Origin of the sequence: Acinetobacter sp. USHLN143, assembly GCF_037145695.1 — a bacterium.
GTDB classification, from domain to species: Bacteria; Pseudomonadota; Gammaproteobacteria; order Pseudomonadales; family Moraxellaceae; genus Acinetobacter; species Acinetobacter fasciculus.
This window is the reverse complement of sequence record NZ_JBBCWZ010000010.1, coordinates 17,515-43,659: the sequence shown is the minus strand read 5'-3', so window position 1 is coordinate 43,659 and position 26,145 is coordinate 17,515. Positions and strand designations below refer to the sequence as shown.

The following is a 26,145-nucleotide window of genomic DNA, read 5'->3' as shown; positions in this document are numbered from 1 at the left end:
AATCTTTAACCATAAGAAAATAAGCAGATAAAAATTGTGTAAATTTGACAAGACTGATTGTCAATTGTTCTGGCTTACGTTATAAATGGGTACAAAATAAAAGTAACGTATCAGGACAGATCATGACTCAATTGGCCGATTCCATTCAAATTCGTAATACCACTTTTAAAAATCGCATCATTAAAGGTGCCATGAGTGAAGCACTGGCCAATGATGCCGGCCAACCCAATCAGGCGCATTTCAAGTTGTATGAAGCATGGGCCGAAGGTGGCTTGGGTTGTGCTATTACGGGTAATGTCATGGTGGATTATCGTGCCAAGAATGAACCGGGCGTCGTAGTGGTAGAAACAGAACGTGATCTGGCGCAGCTCAAAGTCTGGGCTGACGTAGGCAAACAACATGATATGGTACAACTGGTCCAGTTGTCACATCCGGGCCGCCAGTGTCCCAAAGGTCTGAATAAAGAAACGGTTGCACCGTCCGCAGTCCCATTTAGTCCGGCTTTGGCCATGAGCTTTGGAACCCCACGGGAATTGCGTGAAGATGAAATCCTGGATATTATCCAGCGCTTTGCCACTTCGGCTGCTATCTGTGAACAAGCAGGATTTGAGGGGGTGCAGTTGCATGGGGCACATGGTTATCTGATTAGCCAGTTTCTGTCACCGCTGACCAATAAGCGTCAGGATCAATGGGGTGGTAGTATTGAGAATCGTACCCGTTTCTTGCTGCAAACCTATCAGGCTGTTCGTGCTGCGACTTCGGAAAATTTTATTATTTCAGTCAAGCTGAATTCAGCTGATTTCCAGCGTGGCGGTATTAGCGAAGAAGATGTCATTTATGTCTTTAAGGCGATGGACACTGCAGGCATTGATATCATTGAAGTGTCAGGTGGTAGCTATGAAGCACCTGCGATGGCCGGCGTGAAAGCAGACAAGCGCAAGGCCTCGACCATTGCCCGTGAAGCCTATTTCCTCGATTTTGCCGAAAAAATCCGTCAGGAAGTGAAGTGCCATATCATGGTCACTGGTGGATTCCGAACTGTTGAAGGCATGAATGCCGCGCTTGACAGTGGTGCTTGTGATTTTGTCGGGATTGCACGTCCCTTTGCGGTAGAACCTGACTTGGGCAATCGTCTGGTTGCAGGGCATGATGTACGTTATGTGGTTGAGAAAATTAAAACCGGTATTCCAATGGTCGACAAAATGGCGATTATGGAAATCATCTGGTATGCCGCGCAGTTTAAAGAAATTGCCAAAGGCAAGCAGCCTAATCCAAAGCTGTCACCACTAAAGGTCTTTTTGCAGTATCTGAAAGGCAATGTCAAAGCGGTGATCAAGGGACAATTAAACTCGCGAAAATCGGCTTAATCTTTATTAAAAAACCGGACACTGCAAATGTCCGGTTTTTTAATTTCTGGCACTTAGGGGTGCTTTAGGAATAATGCATCGCCTGGGTCTGAAAAGGAAATAATAACTGGCTTAACTGACGAGTCGCCCATAAACCAATTTCAGTATGATGCATATGCGGTGCAGTATAAGGAATCAGTAAATCAATTTTCTGTTCCGCACCTTCACAGCGCATGAAGCGACTTTTTAACTGATTCAAGCGCTGCTGGTCCATACGGCTCATTGCAGGTTCAATTTTTGCCTGTGAAGGGGTTGCACTACGTGAGGACAGGCGAGTTGCCAAGCCTGCACCCTGAATCCAGTCTTTAATAATCTGTTTTTCGGTCGCATTAAAGACCCCAAACATTTTACCTTCCGGATGATCGATCATTTTCCAGAAGCGACTTTGTTCTACTGGCGCATCTTTCACGATCCAGCCTTTTTCAATCATCACCTGCAAAAATTCGCTAATCTGGGCAGGATCGGATAACCAATCATTGATGGTCTTGCCACTAAACTGACATTTCTGATTATGAATATATTGACCAATCAGCGCTTTATTCTGGAAAACTTTTAAAGCCATCTGCCCAATATCCAGTTCCTTGATGATTTGGGAAGAACTTCTACCAAGGTCATTCAGGACATAGCCTTTTTTAATCAGTTCCAGATAAGTTTCTGGGTTTTCTGCATGATTAAAATGCTGGATAAATGCTTGCAGGGATTTCTGCGCATGACCATTGTGAGCATTATCAATAGTAATGTGCACATTAAAATAATGCGGATCGATACCCAGTTCAGCCAGTTCATAATTGGTGATTAACAAATGCAGTGGTAACTGTTCATAACCGAGATTAAAGCCAATGACCAAAGGTAGATACTTGGCCGGGGCATAAGCCAGTGCCAACTGTACGGCAGCCTGTTCGTAGTAACTATCATCTAAATGCTCGGCATAACTGTTCAGCTCATAATGACTCAACAGGTCCTGATACATGGTGACATGGTTGGCACGCGGATGCCCTAAACCAAGCTCTTCGAGATAGATGTAAATCAAATCTTTCAACTCGGGCTGATTACAGTTTGGCACGGTTGAATACAACCAAGCACCATCGACCAGTTTAACCGGTGCAACTTTCGCCAGGAATTCGAAAGCCTGAGAAACCGTCGGAAAATATTCCCGGGGCTGCTGCTGTTTCCGGCGATTGACATAGGTCTGGAAAGTCGCACAAACCTGATGATGTTGTTCTAAAAGATGCTGTTCAACCTGTACAGGCTGATCCAACCATCCGAGAGTATCAATATTTAAATTTTTAATCAGATCGCTCAAATAAGATTCGGCTTTTTCGGTTTTGGTATATGTCGAAATTTCAGTATCTTGAAAAAAGTTGACCCAATCCTTAAAGCTTTTAATTTGATAATTATGATTTTTATTTGGCGATAAAGGTAAACTTAGCTCTGTGCTGACGAACATAATCTGATCCTTGCAGATTTCTCTTGATTTACCTTAACGTGCCCTCTAAAAGCAGGGTGTTGAATTTTTGTTCTAATTTATTGGTGTATTGCTTTAAATGAAAATGAACGGATATTTCTATGCATAGAAATGTTAAAACAATACAAATTGTAAAATTAAGAATGGGATGGCAGCCGAAAGAGTGAGGGAGGAATTTGAACAAATGATAAAAACTGAGTTTAAAGATTCGAGAAATAAAATTTGCAAGATAAAAAAAGCCCGAGTCGCAATGCTCGGGCTTTTTGTTGAGATGTTGCTATCTCGAATATGGCGTCCCTACGGGGATTCGAACCCCGGTTACCGCCGTGAAAGGGCGATGTCCTAGGCCTCTAGACGATAGGGACAGTACAGAAGATAAATTTTAAAACCGCTACTTTTAGCTTGAAGTAATGGCGTCCCTACGGGGATTCGAACCCCGGTTACCGCCGTGAAAGGGCGATGTCCTAGGCCTCTAGACGATAGGGACTTAATAAAATGTACTTCTGAAAATTGGCGTCCCTACGGGGATTCGAACCCCGGTTACCGCCGTGAAAGGGCGATGTCCTAGGCCTCTAGACGATAGGGACGTTTCAGAGGTGGGCGTATAATAGGGTGAAAACAGGGGGGTGTCAAACGCATTTCCATAAAAAAAATGATTTTCTGGGTTGAGTGCATAAATTTAAAACAATCTAGAGAAAATACTGGAAAATTACATGGTTTAAGCTGGATTTTTAAGTAATTCCAGAATTGCTTCTACTACCTGCGGATGGAGTAAATAGCCGGTAATATCATGCGGGCGGTGAATATGGGTACGAATGCCGTGGTTAATAATTGCGGGTTGAAACTGAAATGGCGGTTGTGTAAGAGGAAAGGCGGTAAGAAAATCATCAGTTGAATAAAAATTTATCCAGTCGCCTGTAATTGCTGCAGGTCGTACAATGGGTTGCGGTAAATGTGACTGGATCACCTGAAAGGCTAATGGCGATCCTAAAGTAATAAAACGCTGTACGTTCAGTTCAGGATGCTGAATAAGATAATTATAGGCAATCACACTGCCCAGAGAATGAGCAATCACAATACAAGGTTTGCGACCATTCAATTGCCGGGCAATCCGCTCATGAACTTCCTTCATGAAAGCAGGATTGTCGAGATACAGATAGGTTTCAATCAGAAATTTCTGAAGCAGGCTCCGATGCAGACTGGGAAAATAATTCAGCAATAATACAAAGTCTCGCAGTGCAACATTTTTGCTTAGCGTGGTAATAAATTTGAATTTCTGTTTAAAATCCATCGTGTCATTCAAATGAAGCTGGGGAAGATCGGAAATCACGGGCTTGCGCCAGCCAGGACGTGGAACGGGTGCAGGAAGCTGAGGATGGACAGGTTGACGGAAACGAAAGCTGGGCCATTGCTGGGGCATTAAGGTGCCAGCATTCAGGATGTTGCGAACGTTATAGTGTGAAAGTAAGTCTCCATAAAATGGAATGTGAATGTGACGTCGTAAATAACTGAATCTGGCATCATGACGGTGTTTGCGAATGCCTTTTTGAAGTATATGCAGCCAGCGCTGGCGAATCGATGCAGCACTATGATGTTGCTGGTTCATTCCATGAATAAAAATAACTTTCATCGATACCTCACGGAGGTCGATCTATATAGTCACAGTATAGAGAAAATTGCGGCAAGCCAAGCTGCACTTTTTGTGGCGTTAATGTGTAAATTATCTTTGATAAAACAATCATTAACAGACATCTGTATATTTATAAAAAAGGCAGAAAAAGCAGTAAATTGGTAGGTCTGGATGAAAGATTTTATTGAATAGAAAAAGAATATGAATGGAACGGTAAAAGTTGAATTTAGAGTTTGGTGTGAGTCTTATAGTAATTCCAGGAGCGCTTTAATGACGTCCGGATGCTGAATATAACCATCAATATCATGCGGATGATAGATGGAGGTATGAATCTCCTGATTAATAATCGCCGGCTGAAACTGGAAGGGTGGTTCTGATAATGGAAAAGCGGTCAGAAAATCATCGCTACAATAGAAATTTATCCAGTCGCCTGAAATTGCAGCAGGTCGTACAATTGGTTGCGGCAGATGAGTCTGGATGACCTTAAATGCCAACGGTGATCCAAGAGTAATAAAACGCTTGATATTCAGCTCCGGATGCTGAGTCAAATAATTATAGGCAATCACGCTGCCAAGCGAATGTGCCACTAGGATCTGTGGCCTGCTGCTATAGAGTTGATCATGAATGCGGTGGTGAACTTCCTGCATAAAATGCGGGTTGGCCAAATAAAGATAAGTTTCCAGCAAAAACTTATGCAAAAAGCTGGCGTGTAAGCTGGGAAAATAATTGATGAGTACCGCAAAATCCCGCAAGGCAATATCTTTGCTTAATGCTGTGATGAACTTCAGTTTCTGATTGAAATTCAGGGCATCATCAAGATTTAACTGCGGGACGTCACAAATTTGATAGGTGCACTGATCTGGTGGCGGTGCTGGTTGCAGCTGTGCGGGATGTAAAAAAGGGAAATGCGGCCACTGTTGCGGCATCAGTGTGCTGGCATTCAATACGTTATGAAAATGATGCCGAGAAAGTAAATCGCCATAAAAAGGGATACGGATATGCCGTTTTAAATAAGTAAAACGGGCTTGCTGTTGTGGGTTTCTCTGGAGGCCTGTTTTGAGGAGATGCAGCCAATGTTGACGTAATGAAGTAGCCGTATACTGTTGCTTGTTCATGCCGTGAATAAACACAATTTTCATCGACGCACCCTTAAGGCTGCCCACTATGGTTATAGTATAGATAAAAAAAAGAGCGGCTGGAGCCGCTCTTTTAAAACTGATGCTTAAGACTTGTTGTGATAAAAGGCATAATAACTTGCATAACACGCTGCAATAAATAGCAAACACCCTACGAAGCTGATGCGCATTGATGGATCAAAGACCATACTGACACAGGTAATAAAACAGAAAACAAAGCCCAGGATTGGCACAATCGGGAACAATGGTGCAGCAAAGCCCAGTTCTTTGGCCGTGTGACCCTGTTTATACCACTGACGACGGAAGTTGAACTGGCTTAAGCAAATACTCATCCAGACCACCACCATGGTAAACGCTGCAACGCCCAGCAAGTTGGTAAAGATCGTCTCTGGCGCAAACTGTTCAGACAATAAACCTGGCAATGCACCTAGCATAGTCACCATGACTGCAATATACGGTACACCGCGAGCATTCAGTCTTGAGAATACGGCAGGCAACTGTTTGCTGTATGACAATGACCACATCATACGAGAAGCAGCAAATAAGCCCGAGTTGGCGGCAGACAACAATGCAGTGATAATTACAAAGCGGATGATGTCTTCAGCATATGGGATACCAATGTGCTGGAATACTGTTACGAATGGACTGCTACTCACGCCTTCAGCAGCTAAGCCTGCTTCCTGATGCGGAAGTAAGGCTGTTACCACGATAATGGTACCTACAAAGAAAATTAATAAGCGGAAAATCGCAGTATTAATTGCTTTAGGAACATTTTTCGCAGGATCTTCAGTTTCACCGGCAGCCACACCAATCAGCTCGGTACCAGAGAAGGCAAAGTTCACAATCAGCATCGTAGCAAAAATCGGGAATAGACCTTCAGGGAACCAGCCTTGTGCAGTTAGATTGGTAAATAAAGGCGCAGCTTCATAGCCTTGATAGCCCAGAACACCAAAGATGGCCAATAGACCTAAAAGAATAAAAGCAACAACCGTGACCACTTTTACCAGTGCCAGCCAGAATTCGGATTCGGCAAACCAGCGGGTCGAAATCATATTGAGACTAAATACGAATACACCAAAGATAATGGTCCATAACCACATGGAAATATCCGGGAACCATTCCTGCATCAGCAAGGCCGCTGCAGTAAATTCAGTTCCGAGAGTGACCGACCACGTCAGCCAGTATAACCAGGTGATGGTATAGCCTGTGCCTGGTCCAATATAACGTTTGGCATAAGCACCAAATGAACCAGATTCTGGCATATGAACGGCAAGTTCGCCCAAACATAGCATTACCATGTACGCGATAATACCGCCCAGGAGATAAGCGAGAATGGCACCTACAGGCCCCGTTTGTGCAATGACTTCACCCGACCCTAAGAATAGGCCTGTTCCGATTGCGCCACCAAGCGAAATCATGACCAGATGTCGAGTACTCATAGCGCGTTTTAAAGGCGCAGAATTGCCCTGATGCGTAGCATCATTCGGAGATGAGTGCATAGGAAATAAGAAATACTTCAAAGGAATGAAGCGAGCTATTGTAGTGAAAAACTACAAATCTGCAATCGAATAATGGTAATTTCGAATAAGGTCTGATCGTATGAGATCAATAGATGGCGTCCCTACGGGGATTCGAACCCCGGTTACCGCCGTGAAAGGGCGATGTCCTAGGCCTCTAGACGATAGGGACGTTGCGAGGTGATGCGTATATTAAGGATTAAGTCGGGGTTTGTCAAAAGGGTTTTTGCTAAAATTCATTTAACAGTTTAAACATTAGGCAAAACAAAAACTTTATTTTATTGAGATGTTATTTTCTGAACAGATTTCAGGACTATAAAAAATAAATATTTGAAAAGATCACTAAAACTTAGTGATCTGGAGTTTGATATTGCTCAGGCTGGGGATTTTCAGCAGGCGTTGTCACTGCCTCAGTGTCCGCAGTTTTATTGTCATCACGGTTGACGATATAGAGATATAGCGCGGATGGGGCTAAAATCAGTAAAACCAGTAAGATCTTTTTTAACATGACACAAAGGCACAATATGAAATCGCATTAATTATAGCCTAAGCAAATTAAAAAGAGCAGCAGCATGTACCTATTCAGGCTCTAGAATTTAAAAGTAACATCCGCAATAAATTGGCGGCCGATTTCAGTCATCACACGTGGTCTATCATTTGAGGTCGAGCCTGTTGTATAGGTATTCACGCGGTTGGTTACGTTGTTAATGGTTAAACCAAAAATTGCATGTAAATCTTTTGAAATTTCCCAGTCATAGGTGGTGCGCATATCCCATGTAAATTTGGGTTTAATTTCAGAGGCTAAATAGGTGTCAAGCAGTTCACCTTCATATTCGACTTTGTCATTTTTATCGGAGACTGCAACCATATCATCGTAACTGTCTTTATAGCTAAAGAAGTTTGAAATACGTACAGGCAGTGTATCGAATGCAATATCCCAGTTTACTCGTGCGGTCCATGGTTGGTTAAAGTTTGGGGCAGGGCGGTCTGACCAACGGATAATTTGACCATCATAAGAGACCCATTCATCTTGAATGGCTTGATCATAGGCTGAAGTGTAATCTACATAAGTGCGGAAGACTTCACTGTAGTCAAATCCCAAGGCAAATAAATGTTGGCTATCCCCCAGAGCGATCGGTTGACGATTTTTAAGTATTAAGGTGTAGATGTCAGCTTTGCCACTTCCATCATTGTTATATTCGTAGAAGAATTTTGAACCCTCTAAAGGAGTAACTTTAGTTTTTGATATTTCATCCTGATATTTACGATTGACCCATTTTAGCCCTAGATCCCAATTCTGGATTTGTGTATTCAGGCCTAAAACAGTCTCGTCACTGAAAGGGGTATTGAGCGCTGAACTACGCGTACCGCTGGATAGTGTAGTTTGTGTTTCTACCCAAGGTGCATGTGGGTTTTCACGTGACAGTTTGTAGAGCAAATCATTTTGAATTTCATTCAGTTCTGTACCTAACGTTTGCTGACCATAGTAGCGATTCCACCCAGCGGATAAATGCAATTGATCATTACTAAAGGGTTTGTAAGAGAAACGACTACGAGGGGCAATATTGATATTACTACTTAAAGAGTCATAATCAGCACGAACACCAAAGCGTGTTGAAATTTGATCATTCCATTGAATATTGTCTTCAATAAATATATTTAGGCGATCTTGCTGGGCTTGAATATCACCAGCTTTGTACAGAGTGCCACCAGCGATATATTGTCCATTCCAACCATTTATCGTTAGTTTATCATCACAATATAGGTCACTTTGAAGGCAGGTAGTATCTTTACCAAGTTCTTTTAAATGGGTCTTTGTCGCGAGTAAAACATCCTCGGCTCGTTTCCACTCAACATGAGCATGGCTATAACCCGCACCTAGAGTCATGTTGTGTTGGGATTGACCAAGTTTAAATGGGTCTATATTGGCTTGTAGGTCGTAAGAGAGAACGTCTTGATGTTGTTCTATTTCTCCCATGATGGCACCCTCTCGAACAACATCAGTATTATTCCAATCTTTACTTCCTTCGGCATAGTACCAATGCATACTGTAGTTATTATCTGCAATGCGTTGTGTCGCCGAGTTTTGGAAATTAAGTTTATGTACGAGAGTACCTAGATTGAATTGGTGTTCGAGTTCAGAGAATAATGTAAGTGTTTCAGTTTCAGTGGTACTTCCCGAATCACGGTTGCTGTCCACATAACTTAAGCTATCGAGCAAACCATAATCGAAACCAAACTTCGCTTTGGTTGAGGCGTTTAGTGTATAAAATAATGTTGCACCAAGATTTGAGATATGTCGTTCTTGATCAATTGTTTTAGGTGTTTCAAAACCACTTTTGACTGGAATAATGGACTCTCTTTGAGAAGCATAAGCATTAAAGCCCCAATCATTCGAGAGCTTCCCATAAATATTGGTGCTTAGACCTTGTTTGGTATATTCCTTTTGGTAGTCATCTGTGGGCTCTTCAAATTTACTTTCTTCTAAAGGTGAAATTGAGTTGTAGCGAGCCCAATCGCTTTCAGTGTAATCGTAAGTGATAGAACCGTGAATTTTACCTATCTCTGTTTGCGGTGCACATGTTTTAGCATTTACAACACCACCTGTGAATTGACCATAAGCGGCAGACACGTTGCTATCTAATACTTCAAGCTCACAAAGTAGGTCAGTGTTCACTGCCATAGCTTGTGCGCCAGTCCCAATATCTTGAAATGTATTTATGTTTGAATTTGCTGGATTAATAAGTAAGTTGTTGGAAATACCGTTCACAATAAAATTGTTTTGGAAGGTTTGTGCGCCATTAATAGAGATTTCGGCAGGTTTAATTTCACCTTGTGAGCCTGCTGCTAACTGTGATTGGCTAAACTGCACATTCGGATTCACTTTTAAGAAATCTGTAATATTTTTAGAGCTATTCGGCGTCTTTTCTAAATCTTCTTTTGAATAAACTGTTTTTCCCACTTCATTTGCTTGCTGAGCTTCGATAATAATCGTGCTGAACTTAACCGTAGCTTCCTTGAGGATGGATTCTTGATAATTTGATTCTTCTGCAAAACTAGATGTTGATAAAGCTGTTAGAACCGCAATAGAAAGTGGGGAATAAGCAAAACGCATGAGAAGGGTTAAATCTGCGAAAGATAATGGAAGTGATTATCATTAACTTAGAGTAGGTAATCAATAGTGATGAGAATTATTTTCATTAATTAATTGATAAAAGTGTAGGAATTGAGCAGCTTAAGATGCTGATCAAAGAAATATAAAGAAGAGAAAAAATAGATGGCGTCCCTACGGGGATTCGAACCCCGGTTACCGCCGTGAAAGGGCGATGTCCTAGGCCTCTAGACGATAGGGACGTTTAGAAGATGGCGGTATCTTATTGATCCGCCACCAGAGTGTCAAGCAGGTGAGGTGCGAGTTTGTTTAAAATATAGCAAAACAGTTCAGCGGTCTTCTGCGTATCATATAATGCAGAGTGTGCTTCTTTGCCATCAAACTCGATTCCAGCCTGAATACAGGATTTTGCCAGTACGGTCTGACCAAACATCACAGCACTTAAAGTCACTGTATCGAAGACAGAAAAACTATGAAACGGGTTCTGGTTTTTGGTTCCGGTACGCGCAATCGCGGCCTGAAGAAAACCTAAATCGAAATGTGCATTGTGTCCGACTAAAACCGCATGAGTACAGTTTTGCTGGCGACGCACTTCATTCACAGATTTAAAAATACGCTTAAGCGCAGTTTTTTCATCTTCGGCCATGGCGATTCGCATTGGATTAGAAGGATCGATCCCAATAAACTCCAGCGAACGTCGGTCGAGGTTTGCCCCTTCGAAAGGATTGATATGTGCATGGTAAGCTTGACCCGGCACAAATTGACCTTCCTCATTATAAACAATCGGAATGGCCGCAATTTCCAGCAATGCATCAGTCTGCGCATTAAAACCTGCAGTCTCGACATCGACAACTACAGGTAAGAATCCACGAAAACGTTGACCAATGATTGGGAGCGTTTCATTTGTCACACTTTTCTCCATTGAATGGTTTTACCCGCATATAGAGGGATAATCTGTTCACCATCCAGATAGTCTAAACTTTCAGGGATTACTTGATCTTCTTTAACCAGGGTAATGGTATTGGTATTACGTGGCAGGCCATAGAAGTCTGCACCAAAATGGCTGGCAAAACCTTCCAGGCGTTCAATTTTACCCACTTGATCAAATGCCTGAGCATACAGCTCAATAGCAGTCGGCGCACTATAACATCCTGCACAGCCACACGCATTTTCTTTTGCATTTTTTGAATGCGGTGCGCTGTCTGTTCCCAGGAAAAATTTAGGATTACCACTGGTTGCGACTTCCAGCAAAGTTTGCTGATGCGTTTGACGTTTTAAAATTGGCAAGCAGTAGAAATGCGGCTTGATCCCACCGACCAGCATGTCATTGCGGTTAAACAATAAATGTTGTGGCGTAATGGTTGCAGCGACATTGCGGTCTTGCTCAAGTACAAAGTTTGCGGCTTCGCTGGTGGTAATATGTTCGAGTACCAGTTTCAGCTTTGGAAACTGTCTGAGTAACGGTGCCAGCACTTCATCCAGGAAACGCTTTTCACGGTCAAAAATATCGACATGATTATGCGTTACTTCACCATGTAGTAATAAAGGCACCTGGTGTTCTTCAAGCTGTTCAATTACGCCGTAGACCTTGCTCATGTCGCTCACACCACTGTCGGAGTTGGTGGTCGCACCCGCAGGATAGAGCTTGATGGCATTGACATACGCAGAGTCTTTGATCTTTTTAACTTCACTTGCCGGGGTGTTGTCAGTGAAATACAGTACCATACGTGGGTCGAAATTTACCCCTTCAGGCACATGTGCCATGATGCGTTCACGGTAGGCATTGGCCTCTTCGACGGTTTTAACGGGTGGCACCAGATTTGGCATGCAAATGGCGCGAGAAAACTGCTTGGCTAAATCGGGAACGGTACGTTGAAGTGCTAAACCATCACGCAGGTGAACGTGCCAATCATCTGGCTGGAGAATCGTAATCGTATTCAAGGCAAATTCAGTCGAACAAATAAAACAAATGATAATCCATCTATAGTAAAAATGGTAACGAGAAAGCGCTACAAAATAAGGGATATGTATAAATTAATTTTAAAAAGTATGTTATTTTAAAATTAATAAAAAAATTACATAAATACTTGGCAATGGAATACAAGTACAATCTAGCGAAATTGCAAGATGATAAAGAAGACATAGAACAACTGATTACACGGCAAAGCCAGCGTGTAGGCCCGGTCTTCCCTCAAAATCTGGAACAAGAATTCTGGACCAAAAATCTGGAACGCGCCCGCAAACATGTCGAAAAATATGTCTGGGCTGGAGTACTAGCCTATTTCCTTTTTTTAGTGGTAATGATTCCTACAGATTACTGGAGCATCAGCAAAGAATATTTCGTGCATGATTTTGTCCTGTGTATGCTGGGCCTGCTTAATGGTGGCGTGTCATTAATCATTTTTTATATGTTCTCCTGTTTACCCAAGATCAAGCGCTTTTTTCCTCAGGCTTCGATGCTGTTGGTATTCTGGGTACAGGTGTCAATTTCATGTATCACCATGTCGATTAAAACTGATGCCTTGCAGCATCAATCCATGGCGATAGTCACGATCGTGTATATCCTGGGTTATATTCTGACCGGCATTAAACCGATTCAGATGCTGGTCACCGGATTATTCGCTGCGGCAACTACTATTCTTGTATTGTTTAGCCTTTCAGTTGAATTTAATCCTATGGTTTTTGGACGGATTTTAATTGGAGGTTGCTTGCTGGGTTATGTGATTAGCCATATGATTTTTGCCCGTGAACGTGTGATTTTTCTCTATAGCATTCGCGCCAGAATCAGTGAGCAGATCCAGCGTATTCATACCAACGAATTATTACATTTGAGTCAGTATGATGAGCTGACCAAGATTTCCAATCGACGTACCTTTGATGAGACACTGGAGGTCCATTTTGAACGTGCACGCCGTGAAGAAACGGCTTTGGCGATTCTGTTTATCGATGTAGATTTCTTTAAAAATTACAACGATTTTTATGGGCATCAGAAAGGTGATGATGTCATTTCGACTATTGCCAAAACCATCAAGAATGCGATCCGACATATGGACTTTGTAGCGCGTTATGGCGGGGAGGAGTTTGTGGTGCTCTTGCCAGAAACGGATGCACATGGTGCTTATGCGGTGGCTTCAAATATCTTTAAGGCGATTGACCGTCTGGAAATTCCACATGAAAAATCCTTGGTTGCGAAACATATCACCATCAGTTTAGGCATTACCGTTTATCGTGGTGAAGATGATATTGATAAAGACGCCTTATTGGGAATCGCGGATCAGGCGCTATATCGTGCCAAACAGCTTGGACGCAACCAGATTTATTATCAGTCCATTCGTTCAGTCAATTCAGATATCGCAAATGGTTAGAGATTATTACAATCAATAAACGAACCCTCAATAAAAAACCGCTCATCAGGAGCGGTTTTTTATGAAACTAAAAAGGACTAAAACTTAGTTTTTGTCTTTTAGTTGTGGCACTGCAGATGCTGAACCAACTGCCAATAAACCAGTCTCTGTATAGATGCCCAGTTTCGCACGAGTATCCGTGATATCCAGGTTACGCATGGTCAACTGACCGATACGATCCATTGGTGAGAACATAGAATCACCTTTCTCCATCGTTAAGCGTTCAGCTTCGTATGTCAGGTTTTCAGATTCAGTGTTCATAATCGTATAGTCATTACCGCGACGTAGTTCTAAAGTTACAGTACCTGTGATGGCTTTAGCAACCCAACGCTGAGCAGTTTCACGAAGCATAAGCGCTTGAGAATCGAACCAGCGACCTTGGTAAAGAAGACGACCTAAACGAAGACCGTTGATACGGTATTGTTCAATGGTATCTTCGTTATGAATACCCGTCACCAGACGTTCATAAGCAATGTGAAGCAGCGCCATACCTGGAGCTTCATAAATACCACGAGATTTCGCTTCAATGATACGGTTTTCGATCTGATCCGACATACCTAGACCATGACGGCCACCGATACGGTTCGCTTCAAGAATGAACTCAACAGGATCTTCGATACGTTGACCGTTGATTGCAACTGGGAAGCCTTCTTCAAAAGTGATCGACACTTCTTCAGGTTTGATTTCAACTTCTTCCTTCCAGAACGCAACACCCATGATTGGGTCAACGATTTTGATGCCTGCATTCAGGTATTCAAGATCTTTGGCTTCGTGAGTTGCACCCAACATGTTTGAGTCAGTTGAATAAGCTTTCTCTTTTGACATTTTGTAGTCAAAGCCGTTGTCGATCAGGAACTGAGACATTTCAGCACGGCCACCAAGCTCGTCAATAAATGTCTGGTCTAACCAAGGCTTATAGATTTTAAGATTCGGGTTAGTCAACAAACCATAACGGTAGAAACGCTCGATGTCGTTACCTTTATAGGTTGAGCCGTCGCCCCAGATGTTGACGTCATCTTCTTTCATTGCGGTAACAAGCATTGTCCCTGTTACTGCACGGCCCAGTGGCGTTGTGTTGAAGTAAGGAACACCACCAGTTGAGATGTGGAACGCACCACATTGAATTGCAGCAATACCTTCTAATGCAAGCTGTAGACGGCAGTCGATTAAACGTGCTTTTACTGCGCCATACGCTTCAGCTTTCTTTGGGATGGCATCGTAATCATCTTCATCAGGCTGACCCAGGTTTGCAGTATATGCATAAGGTTCTGCGCCTTTTTGTTTCATCCACAACAGGGCTGCTGAAGTATCTAGACCACCAGAAAAGGCAATACCAACTTTTTTGCCTACAGGTACATTCTGTAAGATAGTTGCATTATCAGACATTGTTAATCCTAACGATAGAATAATATAGGCACCACTTATATTGGTGGCCAAGGAGAATTTTGAATGCAGATATTGTAACACCTTTCAAATGGCAAGTTTTCGCAAAAAAAATGCAAAATCTAAAAAATAGACAAAAAAATAAACAATCTAATGCAAAGAGAGCCATCACAAATGGCCTTGAATTAGCCAAATCTGGGGTTTTTAAGCTGGCTAAGACTAAAGTTCTATAGGCTTCATTTTATTTCAACCTTTGCTTCTCTCGACCTGTTAAATACCGGATGTTGCTTAGCTATCACTTATATTGAATTCCATCTTTTAATATAAAAATTGGTCATACCAATTATATTTTAATAAATTAGCTATTGCAGTATTTTAAATATTTCATTAACTTTGGCTGGATAAAAGACCGATATTGGTCTGTTTAATGCTAAATTGGTCATACCAATAAGCTTTTGAACATGTCCTGTAATGAAATAACAAACAAGCATTTCAAGGAGTAGAGAATGCTTCAACAGTGGCAACAAATTTACGATCCAATCGGAAATATCTGGATTTCCAGCGCGATCGCCCTTATTCCAATCGTATTCTTTTTTCTTGCTCTTGCTGTTTTCAGAATGAAGGGCAGTGTAGCGGGAACGATTACTGTGGCTTTGGCATTTCTGGTGTCAATGTTCCTCTACAAAATGCCAGTCACTATGGCATTGGCTTCCATGGTCTATGGGTTCTTCTACGGCTTGTGGCCGATTGCCTGGATTATTATTGGCGCCGTATTCCTTTACAAGATTTCAGTGAAGACCGGTCAATTTGACATTATTCGCTCATCGATCCTGTCATTAACCGAAGACCAGCGTTTACAAATGTTATTGGTCGGCTTCGCTTTTGGTACTTTTCTGGAAGGTGCTGCAGGCTTTGGCGCACCGGTTGCAATTACTGCAGCGTTATTAGTAGGTCTTGGATTTAAACCACTGTATGCCGCGGGTTTATGTCTGATTGTGAACACTGCACCTGTGGCTTTTGGTGCGATGGGAATTCCGATTATTGTCGCTGGTCAGGTATCAGGCGTAGACACCATGGAAATCAGCCAGATGGTAGGACGTCAGTTGCCAATCATGGTACCCATCGTACTGGTGTGGATTATGGCAATCATGGATGGCTGGCGTGGTGTGAAAGAAACCTGGCCTGCAATTTTAGTCGGTGGGGGTTCTTTTGCCCTGGCGCAGTTCCTGACTGCTAACTATGTAGGTCCTGAATTACCTGATATCACTGCAGCGATTGCATCTTTGGTGAGCTTAACGGTATTACTCAAGTTCTGGCAGCCAAAACATATTTTCCGTTTTGATAATGAACAACTGGTCGATAGCAACATTGCTTTGGCAAGCCAGCAAAAATATAGCATCGGTCAAATTATTAAAGCGTGGTCGCCATTTGCGGTACTGACTGCCATGGTAACTTTATGGAGCATCAAACCATTTAAAGATCTGTTTGCCAAAGATGGGGCTTTAAGTGATTTAGTAATTTCTATTAAAGTGCCTTTCCTGCATCAAATGATTCAAAAGTTGCCGCCGGTGGTCGCTGAAGCGAAAGACTACGACGCGATCTATAAATTTGACTGGTTGTCGGCGACGGGTACAGCGATCATGATCGCTGCAATCATCACCATCATTTACCTGAAAATGAAACCGAAAGACGCAGTAGCGACCTTTGCTGAAACAGTAAATGAGCTGAAAACACCGATTTACTCAATTGGTATGGTATTGGCGTTTGCTTTCATTGCCAATTATTCGGGCTTATCGGCAACCTTGGCATTAGCCTTGGCACATACAGGACAAGCATTTACGTTCTTCTCACCATTCCTGGGTTGGGTCGGTGTATTCCTGACAGGGTCTGATACTTCAGCAAACGCATTGTTCTCGGCTTTACAGGCAACCACGGCTCAGCAGATCGGTGTACCTGAAGTATTGCTGGTGGCAGCGAATACCAGCGGTGGTGTAACCGGTAAAATGATTTCACCACAATCGATTGCAATTGCCTGTGCCGCAGTAGGTCTTGTCGGTAAAGAATCGGATTTATTCCGCTTTACCGTAAAACACAGTATCACCTTCACGGTGATGATCGGTATCATTATCACCTTACAAGCTTATGTGTTCCCATGGATGATTCCATAACACCATACTGAGGGCGGTGCAATGAAAGTCTCTGATAAAGTCGTACAAAGTCTGCGTAGTCTGATTGAAAAAAATCATATGCAGGTCGGGGACCGTTTGCCCGCAGAACGTAAATTATGTGAGCAGTTAGGCGTGTCGCGCTCTTCGTTGCGAGAAGCGCTGCAACATCTGGTTAGCCAGGGCATGCTGGTGAGCCGTGTTGGTGCCGGTACTTATTTGCAGGAACTGCCGAATCACTGGTCACAGCATCATATTGTGCAGCCTTTAAGTGACTTAATGGATGTTGATCCTGAATACCGTTTTGATGTTCAGGAGTCTCGTCTGATTCTGGAAGGCGGTACAGCCTGGTATGCCGCACAGCGCGCCACACCCGATGATATAAAAAAAATCAGACAGTGTTATGACCAGATTGCACATTATCAGCTGTTGGGTGATGACGATGAGGCAGCTCGCGCGGATGCCCGTTTTCATCTTGCCATTGCCGAAGCATCGCATAATGTGGTGCTGATCCAGTTGATGCGCAGTCTGTTCGACCTGCTGCAATTTAATGTGGTACTCGGACGACGCAAAGTCTATTCCGAAGCCCACCGTTTTGATCAGTTGCAGGACCAGCACTTTAAGGTGATGGCCGCAATTGAGCGTCAAGATCCAGAAGCTGCACGTCAGGCAGTTTGTGGACACATTGAGTTTGTCATTCAGCAAGTACGCACGATTGATGAGGATGAAGCCCGTCAGCAGCGTATGAGCCGATTAAACAGGATCTAAATTATGATTATCTCTTCTGCAAATGATTACCGTGAAGCCGCACGACGTCGTCTTCCACCATTCCTGTTTCATTATATTGATGGTGGGGCTTATGCAGAATACACGCTGAAACGCAATGTAGAAGATTTATCAAAAGTAGCGCTGCGTCAACGTGTCTTGAATGACATGTCAGCACTAAATCTGGAAACTAAATTATTTGATGAAACCCTTTCGATGCCGGTGGCCTTGTCACCTGTAGGCTTGACCGGTATGTATGCACGCCGTGGGGAAGTGCAGGCAGCAGTTGCGGCAGACCAAAAAGGGATTCCATTCACTTTGTCGACGGTATCTGTGTGTCCAATTGAAGAAGTGGCACCAGCGATCCAGCGCCCAATGTGGTTCCAGCTGTATGTCCTGCGTGACCGTGGCTTTATGAAAAATGCCTTGGAACGTGCCAAGGCAGCTGGCTGTTCAACGCTGGTCTTTACCGTGGATATGCCAGTGCCGGGTGCACGTTACCGTGATGCGCATTCCGGCATGAGTGGACCAAATGCAGCGATGCGCCGTTATATGCAATCTTGCATGCATCCGCACTGGGCCTGGAATGTCGGCTTGATGGGTCGTCCACACGACTTGGGCAATATCTCGAAATACCTCGGTAAACCGACAGGCCTTGAAGATTATATCGGCTGGTTGGGTGCCAATTTTGATCCGTCTATTTCCTGGAAAGATCTGGAATGGATCCGTGACTATTGGGATGGTCCGATGGTGATCAAAGGGATTCTGGATCCTGAAGATGCTAAAGATGCTGTGCGTTTCGGTGCGGATGGCATTGTAGTATCCAACCATGGTGGTCGTCAGTTAGATGGTGTGTTATCTACCACACGTGCCTTGCCACCAATTGCTGATGCGGTAAAAGGTGAACTGAAAATCCTGGTCGACTCTGGTATCCGTAATGGTCTGGATGTGGTGCGTATGCTGGCAATGGGTGCGGACACCTGTATGCTCGGTCGGGCCTTCGTTTATGCATTGGGTGCTGCAGGCGGGGCTGGTGTCAGCAACCTTCTTGATCTGATCGACAAGGAAATGCGTGTTGCCATGACCTTAACAGGTGCCAAGACCATTGCTGACATTACACAGGATTGTCTGGTAAGGCTCGATCGCGAAATTTCACAATAAAACCAATCAGGATGACCACTCTAAATCGTGGTCATCCTAGAGCAATTCGGAACAACAGAATTGCTGCTATTTCATCTATTCAAGATTAAAAATCCAAAACATGCTTATGGCTAATTTTATAAAAAGATAGCTATAAAAATGAAACGGGGCTCTACTATGCAAAACTCATTTGACCCTACTGCGACCTTAAACAATCTGGTCGCTGTGGTCGGCCAGCGACATGTGTTGACGGACGATCACGATACTCGTTTGTATCGGCAGGGCCGGCGTTATGGTTCAGGTGAGGTGTTTGCGGTCGTCACTCCGGGTTCATTACTGGAACAATGGCAAGTATTGCAAATTGCTGTTGCAGCAGACTGTATTGTGATTATGCAGGCAGCCAATACCGGTTTAACTGGTGGTTCAACGCCGTTTGGTGAATATGACCGTCCAGTGATTGTGATGAGTACTCGCCGTCTGGCAGGTATTCAGGTGATCCAGGAGGGCAAACAGGTTGTCTGTTTGCCGGGTGCAACACTTGATGCACTGGAAAAGCAGCTGGCACCATTTAACCGTGAACCGCATTCGGTGATTGGTTCATCCTGTATCGGTGCTTCGGTGTTGGGTGGTGTGTGCAATAACTCCGGTGGAGCCTTGGTTCGCCGTGGGCCGGCCTATACTGAACTGGCATTGTATGCGCGTGTCAATGAACATGGCGAACTGGAGCTGGTGAATCATCTCGGTATCCATCTGGGTCATAGTCCGGAAGAGATTCTGAAAAATCTGGAGCAGAAACAATATAATGAGCAGGATATCCAGCAGCAGGAACATCGCTGTGCTTCAGATCATCGTTATAGTCAGGATGTGCGTCAGGTCGATGCTGATACTCCGGCACGTTTCAATGCAGATCCAAGCCGTCTGTTTGAAGTCTCTGGTTCTGCGGGCAAGGTGTGTGTTTTTGCAGTACGTCTGGATACTTTTGAAAAAATCCCAAGCCAAGTGTTCTATGTCGGCACTAACTCGCAGGATGACCTGACGGAAATCCGTCGTTTTTTGCTCAAAGATCTGCCGCGTCTGCCGATTGCTGGAGAATATATTCACCGTGTGGCTTATGACATCGGTGCGGAATACGGCAAAGACACTTTTATGTTCATTGAAAAATTTGGTACTGCCAAAGTGCCTGCCGCATTTGCCATGAAAGACAAGGTTGATGGGATATTGCAGAAAATGGGGCTACGTGGTTTAAGCGACAAAATTTTGCAAATGATCAGTAAAATGCTGCCATCACATTTGCCAAAACGCATGAACGAATACCGTGATCTGTATGAGCATCATCTGATTCTCAGAATTGAAAATCAGGATGTGGCACAGGTACAGGCATTCTTTGAAGGCTACTTTAAGGCCCATCCTGGCGGGAACTATTTTCTCTGCACCGAAGACGAAGGACGTAAGGCATTTCTGCACCGTTTTGCCGTAGCTGGTGCAGCAATTCGTTACCGTGATACCCATTTAAGTGAAGTGGAAGATATTGTGGCGCTGGATATTGCGCTGCGTAGGAATGACCGCCAATGGGTAGAAACCCTGCCACAGGAGATGGAAGAGCAGATCTTACATAAACTTTATTATGGTCACTTCCTGTGCCATGTATTTCATCAGGATTATATTGTGAAAAAAGGGGTTAATCCGCTGAAGATGGAACATGCCATGTGGAAGCTGCTGGATGATCGTGGTGCGGAATATCCGGCTGAACATAATGTAGGGCATCTCTACATTGCCAAACCGGCATTAAAAAACCATTACCAGAAGCTGGACCCGACCAATAGTTTTAATGTTGGTATTGGGCATAGCTCAAAGCTGAAATATTGGAAATAAGCAGAAAAACTGGGAATAACAACAATAAAAATATGATCTGGCCTATCTCATGCAGTGCTCGCACTGCATTTTTTTATCTATAAAACATTGGAAAAATACAGGTTGTACGAATCTTGCAATAGATCGAAAAATTGCTGATTTAAATCCAGTCTTGGGTTTTAATATGCCAAGTAGAGATCATTATCTGTTCCTGATACGATAAAACCAACAATAACAAGTTTTTAGGAGTCTCTTATGAATTCAAGTATCACCCCGCCACAGCTGCCACGACTACATGAGCGTAATCAGACTTTGTCTGTATTGCATGGCATTTATGCCGGCCTGTTGATCTTTAGTGGCGCAGTATTTCTTTATCTTGAATCTCAGCAAAGAACCGCTTCAACCATCAGCCTGGGATTTGTCATTCTATTAATGCTGGTATTGATCTATTTCAATATTCAGGCAGCTCTGAAAGTTAAGAAAGGTCAGGGCGAGGGACGTACACTTTCCCGAATTATGGCGGTGCTGATGCTGTTGAGCTTTCCTGTAGGAACAGTACTGGGGGCAATTGCATTATGGAAAAGCTCGGCGAAACAGTGGGAGGCCTGAGTTGACCTGAGAAAGCAATAATTTTGTGAAAATGCCATAAACAAAAATAAAAAACACGCTAGAGTAATATGCAACAAGTTGCAAAGCCATCATCAAAGGGAATAGCCATGACAACGACTCGTTATGCGAATATTTTAAAACCGCTTCATCTGGGATTTACCACGATTAAAAACCGGGTGGTGATGGGTTCAATGCATACCGGGCTGGAGGATCGTTTCTATAATTATCCCAAACTGGCAGCTTATTTTGGCGAGCGTGCCAAAGGTGGGGTAGGGCTGCTCATCACGGGTGGTATTTCTCCAAACCGTCAGGGCTGGTTACTGCCTGCAGGTGGGACCATGAATACCTTGGGAGATATTGCTCCGCATCGACTGGTGACACATGCAGTGCATAAGCATGGTGCTAAAATTCTTTTACAGATTCTGCATGCCGGACGTTATGGCTATCAGCCTTTTGTGGTTTCGGCCAGCCCGATCAAATCACCAATTTCTCCTTTTAAACCGCGTGAAATGTCAGATAAACAGATCCTGAATACCATTCAGGATTATGTGAAAACTGCCATCATTGCCAAAAAGGCTGGCTATGATGGCGTGGAAATCATGGGTTCTGAAGGCTATTTGCTGAATCAGTTTTTAAGTCGTCATGTCAATCAGCGTATTGACCGTTGGGGCGGCCCGATTGAAAACCGGATGCGTTTTGCCGTAGAAATTGTTAAAGCGATTCGCGCTGAAATTGGTGAGAAATTTATTATCTGTTTCCGTTTGTCACTTCTCGATTTGGTACATGATGGCAATACCATGCAGGAAGTGATTACCGTAGCTAAAGCTTTGGAAAAGGCAGGAATTACTTTGCTCAATACCGGGATTGGCTGGCATGAAGCACGTATTCCAACTATTGTGACTTCCGTGCCTCGAGCTGCTTTTGTCGATTACACTTCTGAAGTTAAGAAACATGTTTCGGTGCCGGTGATTGCCTCTAACCGGATCAATATGCCAGACACTGCCGAGGCGATTCTGGCCTCTGGTCAGGCAGATATGGTACAGATGGCACGTCCACTTTTGGCCGATGCTTTCTGGGTCAACAAAACCGCAACCAATCGTGTTGATGAAATCAATACCTGTATCGCCTGTAATCAGGCTTGCTTGGATCATACCTTTAAAAACCAGCGCGCAACCTGTCTGGTCAATCCGCGTGCCGCTTATGAGACCGAACTGGTCTATGTCAAAACCAAAAAACCGAAAAGTATTGCAGTGATTGGTGGTGGTGTTGCAGGTCTGTCAGCGGCTACTGTCGCAGCCAGTCGCGGGCATGATGTGACGCTGTTTGAGGCCAGTCATGAAGTAGGCGGACAGTTCAACCTGGCTAAAGTCATTCCGGGGAAAGAGGAATTTCACGAAACGATTCGTTATTTTAAAGTGCAGCTAGAAAAAACTGGAGTTGATCTGCGTCTCAATACCCGAGTCAACCGCGAGCAGTTGGAGCGTGAGGGTTTTGATGAGGTGATTGTGGCTACAGGGGTTGTGCCGCGTGCCTTGAATATCGAAGGCAGTCAGGCACCACAAGTATTATCTTATGCAGAAGTGCTACGTGGCGCACCTGTCGGTGATCGTGTTGCGGTCATTGGCGCAGGCGGGATCGGTTTTGATGTGTCCGAGTTTTTATTAAAGCCACCGCATCAAATACAGCCGCAACCTGTGGATGAGTGGAAGCGTGAATGGGGTGTAGATTCTCATCCAGATTATGTGACTGAAGGCGGGTTACAGCGTGCTGAAGTAGAACCTCCAGTACGGGAAATTTATCTATTACAACGTAAAAAGACACCGCTTGGCGCAGGACTAGGCAAGACTTCAGGCTGGGTACATCGTGCCCAGTTAAAAAAACATGCCGTGCGGATGTTGCGCGGTGTGCAATATAAATCTGTCACGGATGAAGGCTTATGGATTGAGGTAGATGGCCATGCTCAATTATTGCGTGTGGATACCATTGTGGTATGTGCAGGTCAGGAATCGGTAAAAGACCTGATGCCGAGTGCTGGGGAAAATACCTTGGCGCAGTATCATATTATTGGCGGTGCAAAACTGGCTGCTGAACTCGATGCCAAGCGCGCCATTCGTGAGGGAGCGGAATTAGCAGCAAAACTGTAAGGATTTGATGAAACTATATGCAGTTGATTGCATTCACTGTAATTTTCACTTGTCAGCCGGACAAAAGCTCCGTATTATTGCGCCCATGGAAGCGTGGCAGAGCGGTTTAATGCACCGGTCTTGAAAACCGACGAGGGTGTGAGTCCTCCGTGAGTTCGAATCTCACCGCTTCCGCCAAATTTTAAAAACCCCAGTCGAAAGATTGGGGTTTTTTTATTTCTATGATTTTAATAAAACGATTTAAAATAAGCTGATAGCGAACAAAGTCAAAATTTTAAAATTCCATAATTAATAAATATTCTTTAATTGCCTACTTCAATTTTGATTAATGCCAACGCAATTCTTTCCACATGTTGGTAAGCCGGTTGTTCCAGTTCTTCACCAAAAATATCCGGGTCAATTTCTTCATAGGACCAGATTATATTTTGATGCTGTTTCATCAAATCTTTAAGATGCTGCAAAAACAGATTGCCATGTTCAGTCACGGTCACACCGGTATATAGAAATAAATGTCCGCCAGAATTCAGGCGCTGTAGACCTTCTTTTATAATCCTGAATGATAAATCACAGCCATCCAGCGCATTACCGCCATGACGATATTGACGTTGTTCGGGATCAATTAAATACGGTGGATTAGCAAAAATCAGATCAAATTTTCCATCAAGATTGGAAAATAAATTACTTTGAACCGGATGAATATGGTTTAAGCCGGCAAAACTGATATTAATCTGGCTATAGAGCAAGGCTTTGGGATTCAGGTCTGCAACCATCATTTCATTCACAGCTGGAAAATGTCTGGCAATGCTGATCGCGGCTGCTGAAGTGCCACAACACATTTCCACGACCCGTTTAAAAGGGCGAGGCTGAGCAGCTAGATATTGCTTGAGATGATAGATAAAGCGATACGTATCCGGACCGAAAAATACCGCATCTTGCTGAGTGGTTGGAAAAGCTGAATGAATAAAGAGTTCGCCATCGAGTGAAGAAACCCGAACCTGACTCAAGTATTGATCTTCCTGAACCTGTAGAAGCTGATGTTCTTGCAATAATGTAAAAAGGGCAGAATCAAGATCAGTTTTTTTAAAGTTTAGATTCCAGCCAAAGATATCCTGATGGGTTCTGTGCTTATAAATTTCATTCTTTTTTCGATTCAGAATTCGCTGGTGGGAAAGCGGTGTAATGGTCGTAAACTGATAATCTTGTTGTTTTAAAAAGGCTAATAAATAAAGCAAAGCTTGTTGCTGGATGCTTTGCATCTCTAAAATTTGGTTCATACGGATATGCTCTTCTATTTATTTAACCTACATGAAAAGATTAATTCACTTTATGCCTGCAAAAGACAATATCAAACCAGTCGTGAATGATCAAAGCTATACAGCACTGGATTCCATGGAAAGGGATCAGTTTATATTCACCTAAATAATGCATTGCTTAGGTAAAAATGTGATGAGAATTGGTTGGATTTGTATAGGTCGTAGGCATAATTTTATTGGTTAAGCAGCCTTATTATGATTTTGCGAACTATTATTTCTTATTCATGATTATACGTATAAAAAATGGCTATTAATCACTGGGATCAATAGCCATTAGAGCTGAGAGCTTTAAAAGCTTAGTTGGGTACTTCCGGCAAATCAAACCAGATCACTTGCGCATCTTCGCTTGCTTTAATTTCTGTATCATCTAGAAAAGCAATTGCGCCGCCAGCTTCAACTGTATGTTCAGCGATCTGGACAGTGCCAGAAACAACATGTACATAATTAATATGCTGGGTCGCTTTCACTTCCAGACTTTGGCCTTGCTGAATCACCGCAGTTTTGACTTCGGCATTCTGACGAATATGCATCGGTGCATTTTCATTCGGACCACAAATCAAATGCCACTGGTTCGGTTGCTCATGCGGGTCAAGACGGATTTGCTGATAGTTCGGCTTGGCATCACGTTCATTTGGAATAATCCAGATTTGCAGTAAATGGACCTGTTCGTCGCCTTGGTTCATTTCACTGTGCCGCACACCTGTTCCTGCACTCATCAGTTGCCATTCACCCGCAGCGATTCCGCCATGATTGCCCATGCTGTCCTGATGGGTAATGGTTCCTTTCAGCACACAGGTCAGGATTTCCATATTGTCATGTGGATGCGTTCCAAAACCCTGATGTCCATCAATCAGGTCATCATTAATGACACGTAAAGCGCTGACACCCATATACTTTGGGTTATACCAGTTACCAAATGAGAAACTGTGTTTAGACTCCAGCCAGCCCATTTTTACATGACCACGATTTTCGCTAGGATGTAGAAAAGCATTCATGATTTTATCTCGACATTATTTTTAACTTGAGATCATCATACTGTCGTTTTATAACTGAAAAAATCTCAAATAGGCGACAGATCATTGCATTTTTGCAACGAAAGAGCTGA

At 43.4% G+C, this 26,145-nt stretch carries 20 protein-coding genes and 6 tRNA genes; 10 read left to right on the top strand and 16 right to left on the bottom strand.

Translation table 11 applies throughout. The annotated features are described in order from the left end of the window. Positions 1-122 precede the first annotated feature (122 nt). On the top strand, positions 123-1,367 hold the full coding sequence (locus WFH18_RS04805; protein ID WP_005246876.1) for an NADH:flavin oxidoreductase/NADH oxidase family protein: 1,245 nt from the start codon (positions 123-125) through the stop codon (positions 1,365-1,367). Between the two features lie 64 nt (positions 1,368-1,431). On the opposite strand, the gene WFH18_RS04800 is transcribed toward WFH18_RS04805, so the two are convergent. The 13 genes from WFH18_RS04800 to pyrC form a co-directional block, all read right to left on the bottom strand. Further along, positions 1,432-2,853, bottom strand: coding sequence for an iron-containing redox enzyme family protein (locus WFH18_RS04800; RefSeq protein ID WP_121979747.1), 1,422 nt, complete (start codon positions 2,851-2,853; stop codon positions 1,432-1,434). Between the two features lie 307 nt (positions 2,854-3,160). Further along, positions 3,161-3,236, bottom strand: a tRNA-Glu gene (locus tag WFH18_RS04795). A 46-nt stretch (positions 3,237-3,282) separates the two neighbouring features. Continuing rightward, a tRNA-Glu gene (locus WFH18_RS04790) sits at positions 3,283-3,358 on the bottom strand. A 24-nt stretch (positions 3,359-3,382) separates the two neighbouring features. Further along, positions 3,383-3,458: transfer RNA gene (locus WFH18_RS04785), tRNA-Glu, on the bottom strand. Positions 3,459-3,589: 131 nt separating this feature from the next. Further along, positions 3,590-4,501 carry an alpha/beta fold hydrolase gene (locus WFH18_RS04780; protein WP_121979746.1) on the bottom strand — a complete coding sequence of 304 codons (912 nt, stop codon included), beginning with the start codon at positions 4,499-4,501 and terminating at the stop codon, positions 3,590-3,592. 245 nt (positions 4,502-4,746) lie between these two features. Continuing rightward, on the bottom strand, positions 4,747-5,640 hold the full coding sequence (locus WFH18_RS04775) for an alpha/beta hydrolase (RefSeq protein WP_121979744.1): 894 nt from the start codon (positions 5,638-5,640) through the stop codon (positions 4,747-4,749). An 83-nt stretch (positions 5,641-5,723) separates the two neighbouring features. Next, positions 5,724-7,136 (bottom strand): amino acid permease, encoded by a 1,413-nt coding sequence (locus WFH18_RS04770; RefSeq protein WP_004646376.1) that lies wholly within the window; start codon positions 7,134-7,136, stop codon positions 5,724-5,726. A gap of 114 nt (positions 7,137-7,250) precedes the next feature. Continuing rightward, positions 7,251-7,326 (bottom strand) — tRNA-Glu (locus WFH18_RS04765). A 177-nt stretch (positions 7,327-7,503) separates the two neighbouring features. After that, positions 7,504-7,662 (bottom strand): hypothetical protein, encoded by a 159-nt coding sequence (locus WFH18_RS04760; RefSeq protein WP_164543053.1) that lies wholly within the window; start codon positions 7,660-7,662, stop codon positions 7,504-7,506. An 81-nt stretch (positions 7,663-7,743) separates the two neighbouring features. After that, on the bottom strand, positions 7,744-10,269 hold the full coding sequence (locus tag WFH18_RS04755; protein WP_121979743.1) for a TonB-dependent receptor plug domain-containing protein: 2,526 nt from the start codon (positions 10,267-10,269) through the stop codon (positions 7,744-7,746). A 163-nt stretch (positions 10,270-10,432) separates the two neighbouring features. Beyond that, positions 10,433-10,508 (bottom strand) — tRNA-Glu (locus WFH18_RS04750). 20 nt (positions 10,509-10,528) lie between these two features. Next, entirely contained in the window at positions 10,529-11,188 is a 660-nt protein-coding gene (rnt, locus tag WFH18_RS04745; RefSeq protein ID WP_004279557.1) for a ribonuclease T, read from the bottom strand. Further along, a complete protein-coding gene (gene pyrC, locus WFH18_RS04740; RefSeq protein WP_121979742.1) occupies positions 11,173-12,207 on the bottom strand; it encodes a dihydroorotase in 1,035 nt (344 codons plus the stop codon). The genes rnt and pyrC overlap by 16 nt, the downstream gene beginning before the upstream one ends. A gap of 152 nt (positions 12,208-12,359) precedes the next feature. Between pyrC and WFH18_RS04735 the strand changes: the two genes are divergently transcribed. Then, a complete protein-coding gene (locus WFH18_RS04735) occupies positions 12,360-13,631 on the top strand; it encodes a GGDEF domain-containing protein (protein WP_121979741.1) in 1,272 nt (423 codons plus the stop codon). Positions 13,632-13,715: 84 nt separating this feature from the next. Here the strand turns inward: WFH18_RS04735 and argG are convergent, their stop codons facing one another. Then, the gene (argG, locus tag WFH18_RS04730; protein ID WP_121979740.1) at positions 13,716-15,056 is read right to left on the bottom strand and encodes an argininosuccinate synthase; all 1,341 of its coding nucleotides are present in this window, start codon (positions 15,054-15,056) and stop codon (positions 13,716-13,718) included. Positions 15,057-15,115: 59 nt separating this feature from the next. Between argG and WFH18_RS04725 the strand changes: the two genes are divergently transcribed. From WFH18_RS04725 to WFH18_RS04690, 8 genes are all read left to right on the top strand, one after another. Beyond that, entirely contained in the window at positions 15,116-15,286 is a 171-nt protein-coding gene (locus tag WFH18_RS04725) for a hypothetical protein (protein ID WP_155858011.1), read from the top strand. Between the two features lie 273 nt (positions 15,287-15,559). Further along, a complete protein-coding gene (gene lldP, locus WFH18_RS04720) occupies positions 15,560-17,221 on the top strand; it encodes an L-lactate permease (protein WP_048881571.1) in 1,662 nt (553 codons plus the stop codon). Positions 17,222-17,242: 21 nt separating this feature from the next. Then, entirely contained in the window at positions 17,243-17,986 is a 744-nt protein-coding gene (gene lldR / locus WFH18_RS04715) for a transcriptional regulator LldR (protein WP_004893693.1), read from the top strand. A gap of 3 nt (positions 17,987-17,989) precedes the next feature. Next, positions 17,990-19,144, top strand: coding sequence for an FMN-dependent L-lactate dehydrogenase LldD (lldD, locus tag WFH18_RS04710; RefSeq protein ID WP_048881570.1), 1,155 nt, complete (start codon positions 17,990-17,992; stop codon positions 19,142-19,144). A 156-nt stretch (positions 19,145-19,300) separates the two neighbouring features. Next, positions 19,301-20,995, top strand: a complete 1,695-nt coding sequence (gene dld / locus WFH18_RS04705; RefSeq protein WP_121979739.1) for a D-lactate dehydrogenase — start codon at positions 19,301-19,303, stop codon at positions 20,993-20,995. 234 nt (positions 20,996-21,229) lie between these two features. Next, on the top strand, positions 21,230-21,583 hold the full coding sequence (locus WFH18_RS04700) for a hypothetical protein (protein ID WP_008303621.1): 354 nt from the start codon (positions 21,230-21,232) through the stop codon (positions 21,581-21,583). A gap of 107 nt (positions 21,584-21,690) precedes the next feature. Further along, entirely contained in the window at positions 21,691-23,727 is a 2,037-nt protein-coding gene (locus WFH18_RS04695) for an FAD-dependent oxidoreductase (protein ID WP_004279566.1), read from the top strand. A gap of 87 nt (positions 23,728-23,814) precedes the next feature. Next, positions 23,815-23,904, top strand: a tRNA-Ser gene (locus tag WFH18_RS04690). A gap of 125 nt (positions 23,905-24,029) precedes the next feature. Here the strand turns inward: WFH18_RS04690 and WFH18_RS04685 are convergent. Next, the gene (locus WFH18_RS04685) at positions 24,030-25,001 is read right to left on the bottom strand and encodes a methyltransferase (RefSeq protein WP_004730189.1); all 972 of its coding nucleotides are present in this window, start codon (positions 24,999-25,001) and stop codon (positions 24,030-24,032) included. 335 nt (positions 25,002-25,336) lie between these two features. Beyond that, positions 25,337-26,035, bottom strand: coding sequence for a pirin family protein (locus WFH18_RS04680; RefSeq protein ID WP_004279570.1), 699 nt, complete (start codon positions 26,033-26,035; stop codon positions 25,337-25,339). Between the last annotated feature and the right edge of the window lie 110 nt (positions 26,036-26,145).